This is a genomic window from Photobacterium rosenbergii (assembly GCF_033022775.1).
GTDB classification, from domain to species: Bacteria; Pseudomonadota; Gammaproteobacteria; order Enterobacterales; family Vibrionaceae; genus Photobacterium; species Photobacterium rosenbergii_A.
The window spans coordinates 364,831-386,524 of the sequence record NZ_JAWJZI010000001.1 but is presented as its reverse complement, the minus strand read 5'-3'; the positions used below and the strand labels follow the sequence as shown (position 1 = coordinate 386,524).

Annotated in this window: 21 protein-coding genes; 10 read left to right on the top strand and 11 right to left on the bottom strand. The window is 44.7% G+C overall.

Features of this window, described 5'->3' with window-relative positions:
- Positions 1-87 precede the first annotated feature (87 nt).
- The gene (locus R2X38_RS01835) at positions 88-1,737 is read right to left on the bottom strand and encodes an ABC-ATPase domain-containing protein (RefSeq protein WP_317520313.1); all 1,650 of its coding nucleotides are present in this window, start codon (positions 1,735-1,737) and stop codon (positions 88-90) included.
- Positions 1,738-1,940: 203 nt separating this feature from the next.
- On the opposite strand from R2X38_RS01835, the gene R2X38_RS01830 reads away from it, so the two are divergent.
- A complete protein-coding gene (locus tag R2X38_RS01830; RefSeq protein ID WP_317520312.1) occupies positions 1,941-2,180 on the top strand; it encodes a hypothetical protein in 240 nt (79 codons plus the stop codon).
- A gap of 75 nt (positions 2,181-2,255) precedes the next feature.
- Here R2X38_RS01830 and R2X38_RS01825 read toward each other — a convergent pair whose 3' ends face one another.
- The 3 genes from R2X38_RS01825 to R2X38_RS01815 are packed head-to-tail and all read right to left on the bottom strand — an operon-like array spanning position 2,256 to position 4,586.
- Positions 2,256-3,593, bottom strand: a complete 1,338-nt coding sequence (locus tag R2X38_RS01825; protein WP_317520311.1) for an ATP-binding protein — start codon at positions 3,591-3,593, stop codon at positions 2,256-2,258.
- Positions 3,583-4,242, bottom strand: coding sequence for a response regulator transcription factor (locus R2X38_RS01820; protein WP_317520310.1), 660 nt, complete (start codon positions 4,240-4,242; stop codon positions 3,583-3,585). Before R2X38_RS01820 ends, R2X38_RS01825 begins: the two co-directional genes overlap by 11 nt.
- Complete coding sequence (locus R2X38_RS01815) at positions 4,239-4,586, bottom strand: PepSY domain-containing protein (RefSeq protein WP_317520309.1); 348 nt, start codon at positions 4,584-4,586, stop codon at positions 4,239-4,241. The genes R2X38_RS01820 and R2X38_RS01815 overlap by 4 nt, the downstream gene beginning before the upstream one ends.
- 270 nt (positions 4,587-4,856) lie before the next feature.
- On the opposite strand from R2X38_RS01815, the gene R2X38_RS01810 reads away from it, so the two are divergent.
- The gene (locus tag R2X38_RS01810; protein WP_317520308.1) at positions 4,857-6,743 is read left to right on the top strand and encodes a methyl-accepting chemotaxis protein; all 1,887 of its coding nucleotides are present in this window, start codon (positions 4,857-4,859) and stop codon (positions 6,741-6,743) included.
- 75 nt (positions 6,744-6,818) lie between these two features.
- Here R2X38_RS01810 and R2X38_RS01805 read toward each other — a convergent pair whose 3' ends face one another.
- Positions 6,819-8,513: an AMP-binding protein gene (locus R2X38_RS01805; protein WP_411184432.1), complete on the bottom strand. Its 1,695-nt coding sequence runs from the start codon at positions 8,511-8,513 to the stop codon at positions 6,819-6,821.
- Between the two features lie 598 nt (positions 8,514-9,111).
- On the opposite strand from R2X38_RS01805, the gene R2X38_RS01800 reads away from it, so the two are divergent.
- Together R2X38_RS01800 and R2X38_RS01795 are read left to right on the top strand one after the other, a co-directional pair.
- Entirely contained in the window at positions 9,112-9,573 is a 462-nt protein-coding gene (locus R2X38_RS01800) for a TetR/AcrR family transcriptional regulator (protein ID WP_317520307.1), read from the top strand.
- Positions 9,574-9,689: 116 nt separating this feature from the next.
- Positions 9,690-9,881 carry a YtxH domain-containing protein gene (locus R2X38_RS01795; RefSeq protein ID WP_317520306.1) on the top strand — a complete coding sequence of 64 codons (192 nt, stop codon included), beginning with the start codon at positions 9,690-9,692 and terminating at the stop codon, positions 9,879-9,881.
- A 61-nt stretch (positions 9,882-9,942) separates the two neighbouring features.
- Here R2X38_RS01795 and R2X38_RS01790 read toward each other — a convergent pair whose 3' ends face one another.
- The 4 genes from R2X38_RS01790 to R2X38_RS01775 form a co-directional block, all read right to left on the bottom strand.
- Positions 9,943-11,274 (bottom strand): NCS2 family permease, encoded by a 1,332-nt coding sequence (locus R2X38_RS01790; RefSeq protein WP_317520304.1) that lies wholly within the window; start codon positions 11,272-11,274, stop codon positions 9,943-9,945.
- Between the two features lie 40 nt (positions 11,275-11,314).
- Positions 11,315-12,415 (bottom strand): adenosine deaminase, encoded by a 1,101-nt coding sequence (locus R2X38_RS01785; RefSeq protein ID WP_317520302.1) that lies wholly within the window; start codon positions 12,413-12,415, stop codon positions 11,315-11,317.
- A 153-nt stretch (positions 12,416-12,568) separates the two neighbouring features.
- On the bottom strand, positions 12,569-13,492 hold the full coding sequence (locus tag R2X38_RS01780) for a LysR family transcriptional regulator (RefSeq protein WP_317520301.1): 924 nt from the start codon (positions 13,490-13,492) through the stop codon (positions 12,569-12,571).
- An 86-nt stretch (positions 13,493-13,578) separates the two neighbouring features.
- Positions 13,579-14,370 (bottom strand): M48 family metallopeptidase, encoded by a 792-nt coding sequence (locus R2X38_RS01775; protein WP_317520300.1) that lies wholly within the window; start codon positions 14,368-14,370, stop codon positions 13,579-13,581.
- 93 nt (positions 14,371-14,463) lie between these two features.
- Here R2X38_RS01775 and R2X38_RS01770 point away from each other — a divergent pair, with 93 nt between their 5' ends.
- The 4 genes from R2X38_RS01770 (at position 14,464) to R2X38_RS01755 (ending at position 17,004) form a co-directional block, all read left to right on the top strand.
- The gene (locus R2X38_RS01770; protein WP_317520299.1) at positions 14,464-14,898 is read left to right on the top strand and encodes a hotdog fold thioesterase; all 435 of its coding nucleotides are present in this window, start codon (positions 14,464-14,466) and stop codon (positions 14,896-14,898) included.
- A complete protein-coding gene (locus R2X38_RS01765; RefSeq protein ID WP_317520298.1) occupies positions 14,895-15,128 on the top strand; it encodes a DUF3389 domain-containing protein in 234 nt (77 codons plus the stop codon). Before R2X38_RS01770 ends, R2X38_RS01765 begins: the two co-directional genes overlap by 4 nt.
- Before the next feature lie 190 nt (positions 15,129-15,318).
- Positions 15,319-16,230 carry a phosphotransferase gene (locus R2X38_RS01760; protein WP_317520297.1) on the top strand — a complete coding sequence of 304 codons (912 nt, stop codon included), beginning with the start codon at positions 15,319-15,321 and terminating at the stop codon, positions 16,228-16,230.
- A 147-nt stretch (positions 16,231-16,377) separates the two neighbouring features.
- On the top strand, positions 16,378-17,004 hold the full coding sequence (locus R2X38_RS01755; RefSeq protein ID WP_317520295.1) for a RimK/LysX family protein: 627 nt from the start codon (positions 16,378-16,380) through the stop codon (positions 17,002-17,004).
- A gap of 344 nt (positions 17,005-17,348) precedes the next feature.
- Here the strand turns inward: R2X38_RS01755 and R2X38_RS01750 are convergent, their stop codons facing one another.
- Positions 17,349-18,170: a DUF2797 domain-containing protein gene (locus R2X38_RS01750; protein WP_317520294.1), complete on the bottom strand. Its 822-nt coding sequence runs from the start codon at positions 18,168-18,170 to the stop codon at positions 17,349-17,351.
- A gap of 332 nt (positions 18,171-18,502) precedes the next feature.
- On the opposite strand from R2X38_RS01750, the gene R2X38_RS01745 reads away from it, so the two are divergent.
- Positions 18,503-18,949 (top strand): cytochrome c, encoded by a 447-nt coding sequence (locus R2X38_RS01745; protein WP_317520292.1) that lies wholly within the window; start codon positions 18,503-18,505, stop codon positions 18,947-18,949.
- A 65-nt stretch (positions 18,950-19,014) separates the two neighbouring features.
- On the opposite strand, the gene R2X38_RS01740 is transcribed toward R2X38_RS01745, so the two are convergent.
- Entirely contained in the window at positions 19,015-19,689 is a 675-nt protein-coding gene (locus R2X38_RS01740) for a cytochrome b/b6 domain-containing protein (RefSeq protein ID WP_317520290.1), read from the bottom strand.
- Positions 19,690-20,021: 332 nt separating this feature from the next.
- Between R2X38_RS01740 and R2X38_RS01735 the strand changes: the two genes are divergently transcribed.
- Entirely contained in the window at positions 20,022-21,683 is a 1,662-nt protein-coding gene (locus R2X38_RS01735; RefSeq protein WP_317520288.1) for a hypothetical protein, read from the top strand.
- Positions 21,684-21,694 lie beyond the last annotated feature (11 nt).

The window sequence follows — 21,694 nt, the reverse complement described above, 5'->3', positions numbered from 1 at the left end:
TCATGCTGCTTTAGAGAATGAGCCGATAAAAAAGCCCGCAGCACTTTGGTGCGGCGGGCTTGCTTATATCTGTCTGGTGTCTGCGGTTTATTTGAATTCAGCTTTTCGCATACGGTTGAGCACCGCCATTACTTCAATAACCCGAGGTTTGGCAATATCACCGTAGTTTGGCATGGTACGGAACCACTCATCACTTGCCAGCATTTGACTGAATGCTTTGCTTGGTGCTTTTTCCCAGCCTTTGCCTTGGGCAATTTGGAACCACAACCAGCCAATAGCGTGCAGCTGGCTTGAATCTGCAACCTGCTCCAAGGCTTGTAGATCGATATACTCACGACCAAAACGCATAGATGTTTTATCTTTAACTTGAATTCGGAACTTACCATCTTCAAGCTGCGCTTTTAGACCTGCACGGTTAAGTTTGCGGGTGCGAGGACGTGTGATTTCCGTGCTGCCTTCAAGCTGACGTCGAGTAGGGTGCGAAGCAACAACTTCCTTGGCTTTTTCTGTAACATCAAGAGCCTGGTAGTTATGCATTTGAATCACAGTGTCAGCAACATCCAGATAGTCACCAGAGCCGCCCATAACCAACAGTACAGAAACATTTAGCTGATCACGCAGCAGCGAAATACGGTCAACAAGTGGCGTAATTGGCTCATCATTTTTAGCGATCAGTGCCTGCATACGCTCATCGCGGATCATGAAGTTAGATGCCGAAGTATCTTCATCGATCAGCAAGGCATTTGAACCCGCTTCGATGGACTCTTGAAGCCATGAAGCCTGGGAAGTCGAGCCTGATGCATTCTGGGTAGAGAACATGCTGGTGTCTTTACCCATAGGCAGGTTGCTGATGTATGGGGTCAGGTCTACGTTATGCACGCAGCGTCCGTCTTCAGCACGGATTTTTGATGCTGATTCATCACTAACGATGTACTCACGGCCATCACCTGGAATGTGGTCATAGACGGAGTTTTCGATAGCGTTCAACAAGGTTGACTTACCGTGGAAGCCACCACCCACAATCATGGTGATGCCCTTAGGCACACCCATACCACGGATTTTACCTCGGTGAGGTGCTTCAAGCTCTACGGCTAGGCTCTCTGGGCTGACAAATGGGATAGCATCAGCCATAGGTTGATCACTGTTACCTGCTAGACGAGGCAGCACGCTGTCATCAGCAACAAAGGCCATTAAGCCTTTATCAGCCAATTGCTTACGAAGAGCAACCTGATCTTCAACTGTTTCACAGTGGCGTTTTAGTTCGTCCATCGGCAGCTCACGTGCAATCGTAGCGCGACGGATGATCTTTGGCATGGTGAATGTCAGCAGGTTTGCTGTTTTCTTGGCAATAATGGTGCGACCGTCTGATGGAAGGTTCACACGGAAGCGAAGCTCTAGCGCATCATCATCAAATACAACAGCGGTACGATCCAATACCGCTTGGCCCGGACGGTCGATTTGAATCTCGTTGATTTGCTGGGCCAGCTCAGCGAACTGGCGGGCAATGAAGTCACGAGCTGCACGTTGATAGTCAGGAGACTGCTCTTTTAGCCATTCAAGATCGGTCAATGACCACTTGCGACGAGCGCGCACACGCGATGCTGGCGCAAATGGGTCTGATTGAGTGATATCAATGAAGAAATCGAAGTCAACGAAATGGTATTCACCGCGCAAGCTGGAGTAGCTGCGGTAATTATGACGGTCAATTTTATGTAGTTTTGCTTCGAGTAATTGCATGTCGCCTCGATACCTTCGTTAGAAATTCCGGGGGCAGGATTCTACACTAAACGCCTTGAATAAGCATACAAACTTTGACGTTAGGGGCTTTTTTTCTTAAATAGGAAGCTTTAAGAAAGCCTGACCCTCTACCATGGTCTAATTGAGCATTTGTCGTTAATGGCATTAAATCAGAGTGTAGATGATGAAAAAGGGAGTACACCATGCTGCAGGTATCAATGACAGTGGCTGAATATGTATTGATTTTGGCTGGCTTAATCCTAGTCGGTAACGGGATCATTTTATATGGCCGCCGCACCAGTGATTGGACGGGTGTGTTGAAGATGTTTTACAACCGCATTGGTATGTCGGCCGCAGAGTTCAAATGGTATAGGCTGGGTGTTGCTGCGTTGGTGCTGGGTGTGATTGTCAGGATCGTTAACCTAACTTTCTGGCCTGCCTAGACAGGTTGAATTAGTGGGCAATTGGTAGTGATTGCCCACTAGTACGTCAAATTATGCGAGGATTTGTTTTGAGGTTCATTGCCTTGGTTTCGGCAGTGTAATCGACGCTCTCAACCCGCCAAGTTGGCTTCTGTTAAGAGTTAGTTCACCGCGATAACTGTGTGCGAGCTCATTCACTATATTCAATCCCAAGCCCGTACCCGGTGTCGTCTCATCGAGTCTGACTCCGCGCTTGAGGGCACTTTGGTAAGCGCCATCTTCAATACCAGGGCCATCATCTTCAATCGCTAGCACTACGGTGTCATTGGTTTGTTCAAGCTGGTGGACCCGAATAAGGCTTTTCGCCCACTTGTAACTGTTCTCAATCAAGTTACCGATGATCTCATCGAGATCGCGTTTCTCGATAGCCACAAATAAATCGCTGTCTAGCTCGTTAACAAGCACAACACCGCGATTTGCGTAGACTTTATCCATCGCCATCGAAATGGCATCAACACGTGGTGATGGTGCCGTCTTAGCGGACAAGATGTTTGTTGCTCCCGCCATTCTCGCACGACCAAGATGATAGTCTATGTGTTGTTGTAATTGCTGAAGTGAAGGCTGAAGACGTAATTGCTCTTGCTCGTTCAGATGGGCAACCTCGTTATTCAATACCGCTATCGGTGTCTTCAGTGCATGTGACAAGTTGCCTGCGTGATTACGGGCCCGCTCCAAGATTTCTTGATAGTGGAAAAGAAGGGCATTCAAATCGTCGACGACAGGGCGTATTTCGGCGGGATAAACCCCACTCAACTCAGACGTTTCGCCTTCACGAACTTGTTTGAGGTTTTTCTGTAGTCGGCGAAGGGGCCATAAAGACCAGCTAACTTGAAGCCAAATCAAACAAAGTATGCCGCCAGCCATGATTAGCAGAATTAACCAAAGGCCGCTAGTGAGTTGAGTTAGGGTTTTTAGCAATCTTTCTTGGTTAATCGCTACGGTAAGAGTAACAGGAACATCGAGATCAGGAAGAAGAATATCTCGCGTTAAAACAATCAGAGATTGTTTGTCTGGACCCACAAAGCCTGACTCTTCATCCCCTGAAATACGGGTGTCCCATAACGAGCGAGAACGAAGCTCCGTATCTGCCACATTCAGGCTCCAGTAAAGACCACTATAAGGTTGCTGGAAGCGAGGGTTAGATAAAGGCTTGGGCGAAATGACATTGCCATCGCTGTCTGTATCGATTTGCGCTGTTAACTCATCGAGGTAGATATATAGCTGGTGTTTTTCCTGATCCACAAGATATGTTTTGATAAAGGATGGCATCAGGTAACCGGCAGCAAGGGTGATGCCCAATAACCAAACAGCCGCAGCAATAAGCAAGCGGCTGCGCAGGCTAGGTAGAGGTGTCTGTGGTGCTTTAATCTGCATTGATACGGTATCCAAGCCCTCTTACAGTTTTAATGACATCTCCACCGATCTTACGTCGAATACGACCGATGAAAACCTCTATAGTATTGGAATCACGGTCAAAGTCTTGCTTGTAAATATGCTCAACCAACTCAGTACGGGAGATGACTTTATCTGCATTGTGCATCATGTAGGAGAGCACTTTGAATTCAAGCGCGGTGAGATCGATGCTTTCACCGTTGTGCATCACCTTCGAGGTACGGGTATCTAAGCTCAAACCGCCGATTTGTATCACCGGAGAGGCGTTGCCGGTGGAGCGGCGAACTTGCGCACGCAAGCGAGCGACCAGCTCAATCATCTGGAAGGGTTTGGTGAGATAGTCATCAGCACCGGCGTTGAGACCTTCAACCCGTTGGGTCAGTTCATTTCTGGCGCTGAGGATAATGACCGGGCAAGTGACATTTTCATCGCGAATACCTTTTAAAACGGTAAGGCCATCTAATTTTGGTAAGCCTAAATCGAGGACGATGCCGTCCCAAGGCTCTGAGGTAGCACGGTACAGGGCATCAATGCCATCACAGGAAAGCTCGGCTATCCAGCCACTTTGTTCTAAACCTGCAACAATCTGTTCGCCCAAGGTTTGTTCATCTTCAACGACGAGTATTTTCATTGTTCTACCTTGATAATATTTTCAAGACCCCGGCCTTTTATCTCAAGAATGGTCAACGTCTGGGCGTCATACTCCACTTTGACAATATTATTGTTGGGGTCAATAAGCTTTAATTCATAGATCCAAATGTCATCGTCTTCTTCTAGTTCGACGCGGATAATGCGGCCATGGAGTTGTTCGCTGACTTTGGATTTTAAAGATGAGAATGGCTGTACCAGCCCTTGCTGAACAGCTCGCATGACATCGTCGTGATCCTCTTCTATTTCCAGTTCAACGTTTGCAAGCGCTGAAGAAGCAATGAAGAGAAGAGACAAAAGGGATATGTACTTGCTTTTTCTATTCATACATTGAATTGTAACTGATTGTACGTGAACCGAAAATGAATATAGTGGATTGATTTTACATAGTATGTGCCAAGGCCAATAAAATGTTTTGAATTTCTTGAATATTACAAGGAATTGGTCGTTATAGGTAAAAATGCCCCACTAAGAGTATCTATGCATACAAGCATGATATTCATTGAATAAAGTCAGATATTTTAGTGGTAGATCATGAATTTAATTCGTGCCACACACTATAATCGCACCAATTTTGTTTCGAGATAAAGGGAAGTCATGCAGTTATCCTTAAAAACAAAACTTTTACTGTCGAGTTTTGTCGCTATTTCTATTACCGCTATTGCCTTGGGCGGTTTCTCCTATCAGTCAATGAAAAACCAAGCTTGGCAGTCGATTGAAAGTGAAAGTCGAAATACATCGGTTGCCGTAACAAAAGGTATTGGTGATTGGCTTGAAAACAAACAAGCGGCTGTGAAAGCAGTGGTATCCACGATGGCAACCAATAACACGCCAGATATTGTTGAGCATTTAAAGCAAATGCATATTTCTGGTGATTTTAGCCTGAGTTTTTATGGAAACCAACAAGGTGACATGCATCGCCAAGATCCGTCATTGAATCGAGCGGGCTATGACCCTCGTGAAAGGGGATGGTACAAAGAAGCGTCAGCAGCTAGAGCTGAGGTTGTCACGGCACCTTACATGAGTCATACCATGCAAACTCTGGTTGTGACTTTGGCTGAGCCGGTTATGCAGGGCGGTCAATTGCAAGGTGTGGTTGGTGCTGATTTAGCACTTGGCGATTTGATGCGTGATGTATTGAATATCCCGGTGTTGGGTGAAGGCTATGCCATGTTGCTGGATATGGGCAATCAGGTTGTGGTTGCTCATCCAAATGAAGATATGCAGCTTAAGCCTATTTCAGAATTGGGTCTTAACGTACAGTCGCTGCGTAACGAGATGCACGGCAATGGCTTCTTCCTGAGTGACTTTGATGGTCGTGAGCGTGCGGTGGCTATTCACGATGTGCCTAATTCAGGTTGGGCGTTGGTCATGGTGATGGATAAGTCAGTGCTTGAAGCCCCAATTCGTGACATGCTTTTCGATGAGCTGTTGATTGGTTTGGTTATTCTTGTAGTTGTCTGTGGTTTAATTAGCTTGTTGCTGACAAAACAACTGAGTGAACTGAAAAAAGTATCTGCTGCATTAGCGGATATTGCGCATGGTGAAGGTGATCTGACAGCCCGTATTCCGGTGAACAGCCAAGATGAAGTCGGGCAGTTGGCTGATAATTTCAACCAGTTTGTTTCGCATCAGCATGTGATGGCCACAAAACTGCGAGACATTGCGATGGAACTGAACCGCAATGCAGCAGATGCTGCCACGGCGTCTACTCAGCGTAGCCACAATATTCGCCAACAGCAGGATGAAATTACCATGGTTGCCACCGCTGTGACTGAGATGGCGAGTGCTACCCAAGAAATCGCAGGGAATGCCGAGAATACGGCGAAGACGGCTGAACAAGCCGTATCCTTGGCAGGTAGCGGCCACCGCCAAGTCGGGCAAAGCCAGCAGTCTATCGGCAATTTAGCCAATGAAGTTACGAATGCTGCATCCATTATTGAAGATCTTAACGAGCACGCCCTGAAGATCAGCACCATTCTATCGACCATTCGTGATATTGCGGAACAAACTAACCTTCTTGCGCTCAATGCGGCCATTGAGGCGGCACGTGCTGGTGAGCAAGGGCGCGGCTTTGCCGTTGTTGCTGATGAAGTCCGTGTTCTTTCACAGCGTACACATACCTCGACAGAAGAAATTCAAACCATGATAGAGACACTTCAGTCGACGACGCATAATGCCGTGACGGTGATGAATGATAGTCATCAACTCGCGGATACCAGCGTACAAGATGTTGATGCGGCAGGTGAGAGCATCAACAGTATTGCGAGTGAAATTAATGTGATTAGCGATATGGCGACGCAGATTGCTTCTGCTGCCGAAGAGCAATCGAGTGTGACGGCTGAAATTAGTCGCAATACGGAAGGGGTGCAGGAAGTGGCAAACCAAATGGCGCAAGAAGCCATGGAAGCTGCTCGTCAAGCAGAATCCTTGAAAGAGTTAGCTGGCCAACTAGAGAAGGAAGTTCAGCGCTACAAGCTCTAACTTCCTTGTGAAAAGACTCATAAAAAGAAAGCCCCCGCAAAATGCGGGGGCTAGTTTATCTAAAATTAATGACGATTACTCTTCCCATTGCACAAGCTGATCTTTCGGCCAGTTAGCACCAATATCATGGTATTTCTTCTCAAGCAGGTGACGCTTGATTTTGAGCGTTGGTGTTAGAATGCCGTTTTCAATACTCCAAGGGTCTTTAATCATTAGCACACCTTTTATCTTGGCGTGAGATTCAAGCTCTTGGTTAAGGGTATTGAGTACCTTCTCTGCAGTACGGGTATAACGTTCACGGTCAAAGTTGGGGAAATCATGAGGCACAGCAAGCAAGATTGGCGCTGGCATGCCCGAGCCAACAACACACATCATTTCAATATTGGCTAACTCGAAGATACGTTTCTCAATAGGAACCGGTGAAACGAACTTACCTTTGGCTGTTTTGAAGGTGTCGTTTTTACGGCCCTGGATAGTCAGGTAACCATCCTCATCCATAAAGCCGATGTCCCCAGTGTGAAGCCAACCTTCTTCATCGAACATCTCTTTGGTCGCATCTTCGTTTTTGTAGTAGCCAGAGAAGAGCCCCATACCACGAACCAAAATCTCGTCATCAGCAGAAATTTTGATTTCAACGCCAGGTCCAGCATTACCTACCGTACCGATTTTATCGCTGCGGAATGGGTGGTTTAGCGTGCTGTAGGCAAAGCTTTCTGTCATTCCCCAGGCTTCGGTAATGTTGAGCCCGATATTTTCGTACCAACGAAGTAGGGCTGGCGAAACCGGTGCTGAGCCACAACCCAGGACACGCGCTTTGTTTAGGCCAAGACCATCAGCAAGCTTGCGCTTGATAACACCAGAAATGAATGGGATTTTCAGTAACAGATTCAGTTTCGCCTGTGGTAGTTTATCCAAAATTCGCTGCTGGAAAAGCGTCCATAAACGCGGTACTGAAATAAACAAGGTAGGGCGATGCATTTTGACATCGTCAATAAAGGTATCGAGGGACTCAGGGAAAGCCACCTGGATGCCAGACATCACTGAAGAGCCAAAGATGTAGACTCGTTCAGTAATATGCGCCAAAGGTAAGTAGGAGAACAGGCGTTCATCTTCTTGCATACCAATGTGGTCAACAAGGCGCTGGGCTGCCCAAGCGAATGAGCCATAACTCAGCATGGCACCTTTAGGTAGCCCTGAAGTACCCGAGGTATACACAATAGACATTAGGTCATCTTGCTGATGGTTAGGGCGTTCTTCAGAGGGTTCGTGCTGAGATAGCAGGGTATTGAAATCGTGGTTACACTTTGGTGCTGAAGGGTAGTTGAAGGCAATGGACAAGATTTCCGGGTGCTTCTCCATGACTGACAGTGCTGCCTTACTATCATCAAGCTTGCCCACAAGCACGGCTTTTGATTCACTGTGAGTTAGACAGTGCTCAATGGTTTCAGGTCCCGCGGTAGGGAAAATAGGCACGCTGATATAGCTACCTAACATCAGCGCAAGATCGGTAATAAACCATTCCGCACAGTTTTTTGACATCAGAGCGATGCGATCACCAGGTTTGAATCCTTGGGCACGCAGAGCGCTTACAAGGCGAAGCGCTTTGTCAGCAACCTCTGCATAAGTAAAATCCACAAATTGTCGATTGATGATCTGGCGAAGATACACATCATCTGCGCGTTCTTCTGCCCATTTTAGAATCATTTCAGTTGGCAGTGGTTGAGTCATCAGTGTATCCCTTAAGCGATCCGATTGCAGAGGTAGAGTCATACTTCGATCCTTCCGTGTTATGTTTTTGTTAAAATAATGCTGTTTTCACTGTTTGGTCAAGTAGTTATTTGCTTTAAACGGGTTTTAAAATGTCTTGAAACGTAGGTAAAGCTGCAAAAAATAATTAGTTTTCAAAGATTAAAATAGAACAAAATTCAAACAGGTGTACAATTTTTTTACTGTTTATGTCCTGTTCATAAATTCCTGTTTCTATTACAATAGTGCCAATTTTTTGCAGTGACTCTAGAGTCTTACAGTGTTAATGATATGTTAAATGGTCGGAAGTTCTAATTAATGATAATAACCAAATGGAAAGTTTTGATAAGTGTTTCATATTCAGCGGTTCATAAAGAATAGTGAAGAGCTAGCTGATGACTGAAGCATTAATTTTTCATTTCATGACATTTAATGACTTGAAACTGGCTGCTAAACGGTAATATTATCGATTAACGGAACGATATCCCGTATTGTGTGACTTGTTATTTATGTAAAGTGTTACCAATGGGGATTCAATATATTTGCTTAGATGGTTACGGAGCCCGCGTAGGATTTCGGCGGGTTTATGAGTGATCATTGAGAATCATAGAGTCAACGTATTATGCCGAAGCGTAGTAAAGAAGATACTGAAATTACCATCCAAACAATTATGGATGCGGTGGTGGATCAAATTTTGACGTTAGGATACGACAAAATGTCTTATACCACTTTAAGCAAGCAAACCGGGATCTCTCGTACGGGTATCAGCCATCATTTCCCCAAAAAGCAAGATTTTGCGACCGCGCTGGATGGCCGTATTTTTCGGTTATTTGTTGAAAAACTCGATCTCGACAACGGCTTGGCAGGTTTTTCGACTAGCTGGATTTCAGCATTGGATGATGAGAAGTTCAAGGCGACGCTACGCCTGCTCTTCCATCACATCGCATCATCAGAAACAACCAGTGAATTTGCCAAGCTCGGTATCGATAGGCTATATAGCCTCTGCATTGAGCGTTTTGGAGAAGAAAGCCAAAAAGAGCTTGAATGGTTGTTGGGTAAGTCTCTTATCTGTTTGGTGCGTTAATCGGTAATTACCCACCAAAACAGCTTCTTCGGAAGCTGTTTTTCATTCATAGAGACTATTTTTAAAGAGGTAGGGTATATGCCTCATACATTCGGTTTGCGAAGAGAATAATTGAAATGCTGAAATACATTATACTGGCACTCGTTGGTTTTGGGATTTACATTGGCGTGACGTATAAAGATCAAATTGAGGATCTTACCGATTCGCGCTCGTTTGAAGAAGTTCAGGATGTATTTGAAGATGTGTCTGACAAAGCATCGGATACTGCAAGTGAGCTCAGTGATAAGTTTGAAGAATTAAAACAATAAGCTTTGCGTCTGATATGAAACAAAAAAGACCGGCAAACTGCCGGTCTTTTATCATCTCCACTTAGTGAGCGGAAATAATATAGAAGTAGTAAATCATTGAAGATGCGATTAAATATACTGACCAATGATCTTCTTTATAGCGTCCAGTCGCAAGCTTTAGGAAGGCGTATACCAGCATAGCGGCTGCAATACCATTGCCGGCATTGAAGCTGAATACACTCATGACAACGCAGACAAATGCTGGTAGGTATTCGGTAATATCATCGTAATTGATTTTTTTCATCGAACCCATCATGGCGATACCGATATACATTAATACGGGCGCCGTTGCGACAGTTGGGATCATGCCTGCCAAAGGGGCAAGGAATAATGTCAAGCAAAAGCAGGCGGCAGTCACCAAGGCGGTAAAACCTGTTCGGCCTCCTGACTCTACTCCAGCCGAGCTCTCGACGTATGTTGTCATTACTGGGCAGGAGAATAGTGCACCGAAGGTGGTGGCACTGGAATCGACGTGGAAGTTTTTCTCGATACCTGGAAGGTTACCGTTTTTATCCAAATACCCCGCTTGTGCACCAATACCTAGCATAGCCCCCAGGGTTGAGAAGAAGTCCGGAATGAAAAAGGCAAGCAAGAAGGGTAGATAAACCGGACTTAGAGCACCAATGACATCAAGCTGGAAAGTCATGTTATCGATACTGCCAGGCATACTGAAAAAGTTATCAGGAATAGAAGTAATTCCTAAAGGTAGGCTAAGAAGCGTCGTAAGAATCACAGCTATAATGATCCCGCCTTGAATTTTCCTTGATACGAAAAACAGCACCATGAAAAAGCCCAAGATAGCCGTAATCACTTCAATAGAAGCCAACTCACCGAAAACCAATACATTCTTACGGGGATCGGCAATAACAATACCAGCCTGCTTAAAACCAAGCAGAGCAATAAAAAGGCCAATACCAACACCAACCGAGACTTTGACACTATGTGGAATGATGCGAACCACAAAGTCTCTAACACCAAGAAAAGAGACCAGCATAAACAGCACGCCACTAATAAATACAATGCCGGCAGCAATACTCAGGGGCACATCGTTACCCAGGAGGGTGAAAGAGAAAATTGCCACACTACCAAGCCCTGGACCCAATACAAAGGGGCGATTGGTATATAGCGCCATGGCAATTGTAGTGATAACGGTCATCAATACCGTGACTGTTAGCGCACTCTCAAACGGGATGCCGCCTTTGCTCATCATTCCTGGTACAACGGCGACCATGTAAGCCATGGTGGCGAAGGTTGTCAGGCCTGCGATGATCTCGGTTTTTAAGTTAGTGTTGTTGCCTTTAAAGTCAAACCACTTAGCAATGCTAAGAGCTGGTTTGTCAGCTACAGTTTCCATGGATTCCCTCTACATGTCTTTTTAATATTCGTGATCTGACTTAACGTCGGTAGCAAATTTTCATTTCTGGTGCGATAACGGGTTCAGCAACTAAATTGGTTCTCAAAGTATCAAACTCGTCGACCCATTCTGCTAGCCACTGCATTTTCACCTCAGTAGGCATCCAACAAGCTTCAATGCTGTTTATTATCATCTGTTTCAAGCTGCCTAGGTCGAAGCCAAAATCTTCAACCATTACCCTGTAACAGTTAGCACTGGTGGTGTTGTGGATATGCCAGTCATCAGTACAAGGAATGATATTCATGCCAGCTTTTGCCATCGCCCTTATCGGGTGGTGTTCACACCATTGTTGGTGTTCAGGCCACTGCTTGAAAAAGAAGGTATTCGATGGAATGACAGTAAAGGGGATACCTTTTTCTGCATACTCTTTGGTCAGAAGTGGGTTGTCGATAATGGAATATCCGTGATCAATACGATCAACTTCGATCAACTCTATACCTGTTTCTACGTTGCGCCAGTGTAGGCCAAATTCTGAGCAATGAGCTGTGAGCTTGTAACCTTGTTTTTTGGCGATACGGTAAGCTTTCCAGAAGTTCTCAACCGGCGCATTATGTTCCTTGTAGTCAATACCAACACCAAGCACATACGGATGGGGATGGGCGATCATCTCATTGACCATGGCAACCGCCTCTTCCGGCGATTTTTCGCGGTTGATGGAAGGGATTAACCGAATAATGATCCCCATTTGTTGATAGGCTTCATCAATCGCATCAGTCAATGCCGTTGTGACAGCGAGATAGCTTAATTCTGTGTCTGAGGGATTCCAGAAGGTCTCTATATATTTTACACCACAAGCATGGGCATCTTCTGCCACTTCTCGTAACACCCGAGCATAATCGCATGGCTCTTGCATCAATTGGTAAAGAAAGGTCAGAGCTTCGATTCCCCCTTTAACGATACCGGTTTCTTGCTGGTGCGCGCGATAATACGCTTTGGCGTCATGCTCTGTTAATTCGACTTGGTATTTTTCAGCCAGTGACAACATGGTTGCAAGTCGAACACCGCCCAAGAGGTGATAATGGAGATCCGCTTTTGGAAAGCGGTGATAAAACTCAGAGAGTGTTATGGGAGTGGATTTCACAGATACCTCATTGCCTCAAAAAAGCGCGCAAACGTTTGCCTTGAGTGCGAGTATCTACCTGTTACAAGATAAAGTGAAATGCAAATATTGGTATGCTAGTGCCGATTCGGCACTAGGTTATAACCTGATACCGAAATTGGCTTTAATGGACATTTAGTTTATTGAGTGCCATGGGCGATTAATTTGCCATCCATTCTGAATGCTGTGGCTGAGGTAGTCCCAAAGGCGCTGGGCATCTTGGCGTAAAGGCGCTGAGTTCCGATATAAGCGTATTTGGTAAGGGAGTCTGTAACGTTCCGGTGCAATGGCGACTAATTTACCAGAATCAAGCTCTTGGCGGATCATGGTATCGGGTATCCAAGCTAAGCCTTTTCCTCTTAAAGCCATGTCTTTGTGTAACTGACACATTGAACTCTCAAAAACTGGGTAAGTATTGAGGGCTTCAAGTTGTGGATGGTACTGTTCTATAAGCCTTGCACTGTAAGACTCCGCACTATATCTAAGGATTGGGCAGTTACTCTCAAGAGGGTTGTACAACGCATTACCGGATCCATCTGGGAGTGAAACCAGTAAAAAATCGCCGTGGCCAATGCACAGGTTATGAAACGGTGGTTGAAGCAAGGATAGGATCTCGAAGCCCAGTAAGAAATCACAATTTGATTGGGTTAGCGATTCAACTGCAAAGTCGACACGTAAAATATCGATAGAAAAGTGCAGATCGTGCTCAATAGTGATGAAGTCAGTTAAGTCCAGCAAAGTTGGCGATGATAATGAATGGGGTGTCGCGATTCTGATTGGATTTGGTAGTGGCTGTTCAATACCATTTAGCACCCTAACGCCTTCCTCCATCTGTGACACCATATTCTGCGCTATAGTTCTGAACTGCCTCCCTGCTGGTGTCAGACTCACTGGTGTTGTAGTTCTATCAATAAGGGAGTGGCCGACTGCTTTTTCAAGCGCTCGGATATGACGGCCAAATGCGGGTTGTGTAATGTGTCGGGCTTCTGCGGCTCGTGAAAAATGCTGTGTTTCGGCGAGCATGAGAAAATCTTCAAGCCATTTGGTATCTAGATTCATCGGGTCTTTAATCTTTTTTCGGGAGCATAGTATGCAGTACATCCTGGCTTCATTCGATGAAAAAAGCACCCAGAGGGTGCTCATTTCTAAATGTTACATTGTGGTCTAGGCGTGTTGTAATTAGGTAGTTTGGCAATCTCTGCCCTTAGATCATCAATACGGGTTGAATGAGATGGGTGAGTCGATAATAACTCAGGAGGTTGATTACCACCGGCAGCTTTCGCCATGTTCTTCCACAGGTTGATACTCTCGTAAGGGTCAAAGCCTGCCTCGGCCATTAGCCTCAAACCAATAATGTCTGACTCAGATTCTTGTGCACGGCCATAAGGCATAAGAACGCCATATTGCACGCCGAGCCCTAGGCCAGCCATGGCAGCATCATGATACTCAGCGCCACCCATTGCTGCACTGGTTATTTGCATGCCCATGTTCGCAAGTTGGGTCCGAGATAATCGTTCGTTACTGTGCTGGGCTAGAACATGGCCAATTTCATGGCCAATCACTGTTGCCAACTGATCTTGATTGGTCGCGACGTTTAATAGCCCGGTATACACACCAATTTTACCGCCGGGAAGGGCATAGGCGTTAACCTGCTCGCTGTCAAACACCACGACTTCCCATTGGCTAACTGCTTGTTGGCCACCTAAGCGGGTTGTTAATGCATCCGTCACACACTGCACATACTGGTTCGTTTTCTTGCCGGTATGGATTTTTTCTTGCTCTTTGAGCGCATCAAATGATTGTGCCCCCAATTGAGACATGTCCTGTTCAGAGAACAATAATACTTGTTGCCTGCCGGTCGGAGAGCTGCTGCAAGCTGAAAGTACTATTGTAGAGGCGATTAAGCCTGCTAAAGCAATAGGTTGAAAGCGATTCATCAAAGACTCCTTTCATTTAATGTATAAACCGCAATAGCGGAATTATACAGTTGATGTATCATTCTCTCCAAATGAGTTTGTACGGATAACGTGATGAGTATTTGGAAAAAATCCTTCACTCTTGAAAGTTTAAATGAGACTTCGGTAAATACGCTAGTTGAACACTTGGGTATTGAGTATTCGGCGTTCGATGACAACAGCTTGTCTGCCGTAATGCCTGTCGAATCAAAAACTCACCAGCCGTTGGGCATGCTTCATGGCGGCGCATCTGTAGTGCTGGCTGAAACGCTCGGCTCGCTGGCAGCTAACATGTGTGTTGATGATGGCAAATATTGTGTTGGACTTGATATCAATGCCAATCACCTTCGTGCCATGCGCAGCGGCCATGTTATCGGCACAGCGTCGCCTGTTCATTTAGGAGCCACCACTCAAGTTTGGCAAATCGATATTAAGGATCCGCGTGGCCGTATGGTGTGTACCAGTCGCTTGACGATTGCAGTAATGAAGCATAAGAAGGCGGAAAAATGACAATAGTGTTCTCTACGGGGCGTATAATTGCAAACCAGCACGAAGTTGTGGTTCGGCTAGACGGTGCATCACGAGTATCATTACAAGCGACAGTGGATGACATTACACTGCTTGGTAGAGGTGCAAATGTGATCACAGCAATGGGCTCTGGTGTAAATTGGTCCCTTCGCCTTGATTCAGAGCAGCAACTTGAAGAGTTGGCTGAAATACTTGGAATTGCTATCCAATAACTAAAAGCCTGAGCTATTTCATTGCTCGGGCTTTTTTATGAGAGTTTGAACTCATAATTGATTATGATGGCCGCAAAATTGCTTCTAAAAGGGTATGGTATACCCAGTTAAGGTTAACAATTATTCATATAAAATCATTGCCGTAACGTTAGGGATAAAAGAAGTTATTGAGTGAAAAAAGGAAGCCAGATTGAATAGATTGCAGCTAAAAAGGATTGCTGAATTTAGTTATAAGACTATGTTTCGACAGGCTCCGCAAGTCAGTGAAATTCAAGAAACATTTTATGGGTGGGTAGTTTTTCTAGCCTCGGATAACGCCAAGGTGGTGGTAAAGTTCTCTCGTGAAATAGGAAGGCTAGCAAAAGAGATCAAAGGCCTCGAACGCCTTCATCAGGCTTTACCATGCCCAGTGCCACAGGTGTTGTACTTTGGTCGAGAGGAAGGTTACGACTTCATTATGTTGGAGTGGCTAGAGGGAATATCAGCCCACCAGATCCCGAACGATCCTATTGCCATCAAACGTTTTTCCGACGGTTACCTTGAGCTCTTGCATACTTTGCATGAAATGAATAACCCGCAAGGCTTCGAACTGGATAATGGCCAGTTCGAGGCAAACTTATCTCAGGCCTTTACGCATTGGATGGGTACTGTATATCGCTATATAGTCAGTGAAGTCTCTCCATTCACACCAGCCCAAAAGCGAGCCTATGAGTCATTATGGACAATGAAGGACGTCATATTATCCACCGCTTCTTCTGAATCCTCTTTGATCCATGATGACTGTCATGTCGGAAATATCCTGGTTGATCCCAAGTCTTTTGAAGTAACAGCCATACTTGACCCTTGCGATGTTGGTTTTAAACACAGGGAAATGGATATTTTTCATCTATTTGATGTGAGGCCAGAATTTCAGCTAGCAGAGCGTTATCAGCAAGAAGTGTCATTACAACCAGGGTTCGAGATACGACGCTGGTACCTAAGCTTGTGGGATGATGCCAAACACAGCCGAAACATGGGATGGTATGATGAAGCGTGGATCCAAAATAAGCTGGTACAGTTTGAGCAAACAGCAAAAGCTGATTTCGGCTCTGTCTTCCATTAATGCTGTGATTTAAACTTGCAATCTGGCAAATCATTTTGGATGTTGCCAACGATCGCGCATACTATGTTATAAATAACCTAGTTGTTAAAACGATATTTATAAGTGTTTGGTCGTATTGCGTAACTTGAAGTTGTAGGGATGAATTTGATGAGAAAGTCGGCTGTATATATTGCGCTATTATTACTTGCGGGTTGTGCTCAGCAGTCAGGGCAGAAAACAGAGCCAACACCAGATCCTGAAGTTGTCGGTGGTAATATTGAGCAACCTGTTACACCACCGGTTGTTGAGCCAGAAAACCCTGTCGTAGTCCCTGTTCCTACTCCAGAGCCACTGCCTCAACCTGAAGTGAAGCCTGAACCAATGCCTCAGCCAGTCGTCACTAAAACCGATGACGGTAAGCTGATCTTAGGTAGCGAAGAGTGGTTATGGATCTCCCAAGCCCAGCAGCATATTCGTGCCAAAGTTGATGATGGTAAATCACTTTCATCGATCGGTGTTTCTAATGTTCAGGCATTTGAGAGGGATGGCAAGGATTGGGTGAAATTCAATGCTGGAGGCCAAGAGGTAGAGTTACCTGTAGAACGCTGGCTGAAATCAAAACAAAGAGATACACGCCAAGCGGTTGTTAAGCTTAGAGCGAAGCTAGGTGAACTTAATGAGCTAACAGAATTTGCACTGACTGCCGGTAAAGGAATTGTGCTCGGGGTGAACTTTATTCGGGATGTCGCGATTGTCGATAATAGTCGTAAGTTTGTTCAACCCAAAGCCAAATAACGTTTGATTATACCCAAACTACCTCAATATGCAGGATTCAGAGGGTTGTCAGCGCATTCAATGCAAGGCGAAGGTTTGCAGGAATGGCATTCCCTTTCAAAAAGCTTCAACGAAGGAGTGAATGGGCTGACACCCTCCCGAAGGGCGAGTTTTCTAAGCTCATATACAGCGTTATTGTTTCTTGATTTAGAGCCACTAGATCTACAAAACAAAGCCTTGTCTATAAGCTTATAAATTCTCGCTGAACCAGCATTTTGAAGTAGCTTGGGTATATAAAAATCATAGAGAAACGGCTGAGTGAACTCAGCCGTTTTTTGCTGTTTTGAGGTGGTGAGTTTTTGATTTTAGTTATCAGGCGTTTCTACGCTGACTTCATAGCTGGTGAATTTGCGAATATTAATTACACCAGTGTCGAAAATGAGGTACTGGCCTTTAATTCCTACTAATGTGCCTTCGACGACAGGTTCTTTATCGAAGTTATGAGAGGCAATCTTTTTAGGATATTCAGTGACTGGGTACTGGATATCAACGATCTCCTCATTGAGTCGTTCTACGGCATCTTCTCCGTATAGTTCCAGCAATTCGTTGATGCGTTGCTCAATGGCAGGCAAAAGGCGCTGCGCTTCGTCTTGTAGGGCAATATCGTCATTGTCACCTTTTAACATCGCTCGCCAATTCGTTTTATCTGCCACCAGCTCAGCCAGTGCAATTTCCGCCAGTCCGGAAATTTGACGAGTTTTGACTTTGAGAATAGGCAGAGCTTGTGTTGCACCTTGGTCAATCCAACGGGTTGGCAATTGAGTGTGCCTGGTAATGCCTACTTTTAAACCGGATGTATTGGAAATATAGACATAGTGGGGAACCATGCAGTTAGCGTCTCCCCACTCAGGCTCTCTGCAAGTCCCTTTTGCGTAATGGCAGGTTTCTGGCTTCATGATGCACATGTCACAACGTGCCAGTTTCTTCATACATGGGAAGCAATGACCCTGAGAGTAACTTTTTTTGGTTTTCTTTCCACAAGCATCACAGTAGATATTTCCGGTATGGGTAAGCTTGAGGTGCTTGCCAATAAGCTGGTTTAAAGGGAGTAACTCATCACCAACGGGGAGTTGATACTCGACAACATCGCCGAGTTGAGATTTCATTTTGCTTAGTGTTCCTAGCATGACTTTGCTCTTTCGATGTAATTATAGATTTACCTCGAAGCCACAGTTTGAAGTAGGGGGTGAGGCTAAGAGGTTGTTCGTATTGATAGTCTATACCAATAGTGCCTGAGTCTTTAGTAGAAAATCAGCAGATATAGATATGTGCTGATTTGACAAGCAATACGTTGATTGTTTGTAAATAAATGTAATCTTTGGCTGTCTGTTGTTTACATGTCTTTATGCCACTGTATCATTTCTATATGCCACTAAGCGCTCACGTGTATCCTTTGCCAAGTCGGTAACTTACACCGTGAGTGACTTTTAAATGGAATAATAACAAAGGGAAAGAAGTCATGAAAAAAGTTCTGCTTGCAGGATGCGTAATGTTTGCAGCCAGTCTATCGGCCTCACCATTTGAAAAGCCTGAAGATGCCATTGAATATCGTCAGGCGGCCTTCACGATGATTGCGACTAACTTTGGCGACTTGGCTGAAATGGTAAAAGGGCGTAAGGACTGGGATCAGCAAACCTTTAGTCAGCGCGCGCAATTTATTTCACAGCTAACTTATATGCCGGAAGAAGCCTTCAAAGTTGAAGGTACAGATAAAGGTCAAACTAAGGCTAAACCAGAAATTTGGTCTGACTGGGAAGGCTTTAGCGCTAAGTTGGACAAGTTCCAGGGTGATATGGCCAACTTGGCAAAAGTCTCACTGGAAGGTGATGAGCGAGCCACCAAGCGTGCTTTCGGCGAAGCCGCCAAAAACTGTAAGTCATGCCATAGTGACTATAAATATCGCTAAAGTTAGATAAATTCGAGTGTAAATAGACACTAAAAAAATGCCAGACATGAGTCTGGCATTTTTGATTAGAACAGATAAGTAACGACATCTTTGGCGAGGGTGAAATAAATGATTACGCCGATAACCAGGAATATTACCCAGCCCCAAACACCATTGGCCACTTTTGGTAATGCGCTACCGACCAGCCGTTTTTTCCCAGTTAGCATTGGCGTAATAAGGTTTTCTTTTCGTAATAAGTAAACAGCAATCGCGGTTAAGTGAAGCCCAATGGCACCCAGGATAATATTAAAATTAATAGCATGGATTTCCGTGAGGTAACTGCTTGTTTCGCCACTGACAAGGTAAGCAAAAGGCCCTTCGGAAATGATATCGTCATTGGCAAAAAGCCCAGTTGTCAGTTGTGTTGCCAGCAGGATCATGAAGGCGACGACCATGTATGCGCCTGCAGGGTTGTGGCCGATAGAGTCTGCAGTTTTTTCACCCCGAATACTTGCAGCTAAGTATTTGAACACAGTGATAGGCGAACGGACAAAGCGGCGGAATTGAGCCGTTTCACTGCCAAAAACACCCCAAATCAATCGAGTTGTAATGAGTGCCAAAAGAAAATAGGCCAAGCTGAAATGCCAGTCCATTAGCCCCTCTGTACCCGTATACCAAAGCCCTCCAATGGTGAGCGCTTGAAGCCAGTGGTAGCCACGGACAAAACTGTCCCACACTGGGTGAAACTGGGTATGAGTCATGAGCGATTCCTTCCATGAAAAATGATGCCGCCATTTTACTCTTTTGAAACATGTTGGCTACAGTGGTTGTTGTTTCTTTTCATTTATTTACATAAACACTTCCCCTTCCAGTTTGGTTATGTATGAAGCTCGAAAAGGTAGTAGTCATCAGAGTGAGTTTTTTAGCAGGAAGGACATTCAGATAGAGGTGTGGAGTTAAGATTAACCCATTATTCTTTATTGCTGAGATTTCTTGTGTAGTCACTCGGTTATTTCAAACATCCTTATTCGGTGGGCGGTTTTTTGCTTGTAATGTTGCTAGGTTGATAATCCAAACAAAGTAGGATGTTGTTATGAAGGTATGCAAGGTTGCATTAGCTATATCCACCGCTATTTTATTATCTGGGTGTGGTGGGGGCAGTGATGACTCACCAGAAACCAATTCCAATTCAGGTAATGATTCAGGTAATGTTACTCAACCAGAAGTTGAAGTCGACTTAAGTACGCTCAGTGGTTGCATGGATAGCCTTGAAGCGTATTCATTTGATGCTTCGACGGCAGCTAATTCGAGAAGTCATGCGCGTTTATATCAAGTCACTAGATTAAATCATGGCGAGGAAAAAAAACAACAATTCAAGCAGTCTGAGATTGAAGTTGGGGATCGAGTAGGTTTACCAAATGGTTTATTGCCAGATACAAATGTGAAGGTTACACAAATTTCAATTGCAACTGAAGGTGTCGATGCAAACCCATGGAACCCAAGCTTTGAGCATTCTTATGTTAATGCAGACAGCTCTCAGTATATAGGAACCCAGGATGTATTTAGTCGTTGGTGGTTCACTAATATTGATTCCAATAAGCCAAATGACTTGAATATTGATGAAGTGACCCAGTATTGGGTAGATAGGGTTGACCAATTTTCTCCAGCTGAGCCGATAAGGCATGAAAACTTATATGCAACCTACAAAGGGAAGGAAACAATTGACACCCTTTTAGGAGAAAGGGATGTTTGTGTTGTTGAATATTCCTCTGAGCTAACGTTAATTGATAATACTGGTGACGAACCTTCTGAAGTTCTTCATATTGTCGAGAGCAGCACTGAGTATCTTGACAACGATAATATCGTTCAGCGAATCGTTAAAGACTATAGTGAATATGACCCTGCAGACCTAGGTACTGTAATTGGGGGATATAAAGGTTATACAAAAGAGCTAATTGGCTTTGTACATGAAGAACAGTTAGTTGGTGTTGACCCTGAAAATTACTTGGTACCTGAAGATGGTTTTGCATCTATGTCGCAATGTTTAGCGGCTTTGCCAGATAGTAATTATGTTGCTGATGCTGGTGTCCAGATAGAGTATTTGATGACGAGAGGTAAAGGTGAAGGCGATGAACTTGTAATTCAGGATGCGATTTATACCTTAACTCCCAATAGTTCAGAAGGGGTAAGCTGGAAAGGCCAAGAAAACCTTAATACTTCAACGTTGCATGGTGCTTTTGTCGATTATTCTGACCTAAATGCTGCACCTTATTATGAGTTTACAGAAACTTACTATGAAACCCCTGATACGGGTGTAATGGTTGGTTTTGAAGCGACAGAGAATGGTTTTGATTACACTGCTTGGGGAGCAGTGCACGTACTTTCTGAAAGCCAATCGGCAGTGAGTGGCTACTATATGCCAGACGTCAGGCTAGCTCATGGGGAATTGCTCAATGCCACACCTGAGCTGGATAATTTCATTCAGGTTATGAGCACGGTCTTTGTTGGAACTGAAGCTGTTTATGATGGCGCTACAGGTGAAACAGTGCCAGCATGTAAAGAGTATCGCCGTTGGGAAGCTGATTATTATACAGAATCTGGTGAAATGGCGTTAGATGCAGATGGTCAACCGGTGGCAGAGTTTACTGAAGAAGTCAGTTATTATGATAATCGTGGCTTGATTACCCGACATCGAGTTACTCATAACTGGGACAGTGAAATTTGGAATCGGGAACGCATTCTTACTCAAGAATGATTCGATAACAT

Excerpts from the sequence above, each read along its gene's own strand:
- R2X38_RS01835 (WP_317520313.1), bottom strand. The coding sequence starts at position 1,737 with ATGCAATTACTCGAAGCAAAACTACATAAAATTGACCGTCATAATTAC.
- R2X38_RS01830 (WP_317520312.1), top strand. The coding sequence starts at position 1,941 with ATGCTGCAGGTATCAATGACAGTGGCTGAATATGTATTGATTTTGGCT.
- R2X38_RS01825 (WP_317520311.1), bottom strand. The coding sequence starts at position 3,593 with ATGCAGATTAAAGCACCACAGACACCTCTACCTAGCCTGCGCAGCCGC.
- R2X38_RS01820 (WP_317520310.1), bottom strand. The coding sequence starts at position 4,242 with ATGAAAATACTCGTCGTTGAAGATGAACAAACCTTGGGCGAACAGATT.
- R2X38_RS01815 (WP_317520309.1), bottom strand. The coding sequence starts at position 4,586 with ATGAATAGAAAAAGCAAGTACATATCCCTTTTGTCTCTTCTCTTCATT.
- R2X38_RS01810 (WP_317520308.1), top strand. The coding sequence starts at position 4,857 with ATGCAGTTATCCTTAAAAACAAAACTTTTACTGTCGAGTTTTGTCGCT.
- R2X38_RS01805 (WP_411184432.1), bottom strand. The coding sequence starts at position 8,513 with ATGACTCTACCTCTGCAATCGGATCGCTTAAGGGATACACTGATGACT.
- R2X38_RS01800 (WP_317520307.1), top strand. The coding sequence starts at position 9,112 with ATGCCGAAGCGTAGTAAAGAAGATACTGAAATTACCATCCAAACAATT.
- R2X38_RS01795 (WP_317520306.1), top strand. The coding sequence starts at position 9,690 with ATGCTGAAATACATTATACTGGCACTCGTTGGTTTTGGGATTTACATT.
- R2X38_RS01790 (WP_317520304.1), bottom strand. The coding sequence starts at position 11,274 with ATGGAAACTGTAGCTGACAAACCAGCTCTTAGCATTGCTAAGTGGTTT.
- R2X38_RS01780 (WP_317520301.1), bottom strand. The coding sequence starts at position 13,492 with ATGAATCTAGATACCAAATGGCTTGAAGATTTTCTCATGCTCGCCGAA.
- R2X38_RS01775 (WP_317520300.1), bottom strand. The coding sequence starts at position 14,370 with ATGAATCGCTTTCAACCTATTGCTTTAGCAGGCTTAATCGCCTCTACA.
- R2X38_RS01770 (WP_317520299.1), top strand. The coding sequence starts at position 14,464 with ATGAGTATTTGGAAAAAATCCTTCACTCTTGAAAGTTTAAATGAGACT.
- R2X38_RS01765 (WP_317520298.1), top strand. The coding sequence starts at position 14,895 with ATGACAATAGTGTTCTCTACGGGGCGTATAATTGCAAACCAGCACGAA.
- R2X38_RS01755 (WP_317520295.1), top strand. The coding sequence starts at position 16,378 with ATGAGAAAGTCGGCTGTATATATTGCGCTATTATTACTTGCGGGTTGT.
- R2X38_RS01750 (WP_317520294.1), bottom strand. The coding sequence starts at position 18,170 with ATGCTAGGAACACTAAGCAAAATGAAATCTCAACTCGGCGATGTTGTC.
- R2X38_RS01745 (WP_317520292.1), top strand. The coding sequence starts at position 18,503 with ATGAAAAAAGTTCTGCTTGCAGGATGCGTAATGTTTGCAGCCAGTCTA.
- R2X38_RS01740 (WP_317520290.1), bottom strand. The coding sequence starts at position 19,689 with ATGACTCATACCCAGTTTCACCCAGTGTGGGACAGTTTTGTCCGTGGC.
- R2X38_RS01735 (WP_317520288.1), top strand. The coding sequence starts at position 20,022 with ATGAAGGTATGCAAGGTTGCATTAGCTATATCCACCGCTATTTTATTA.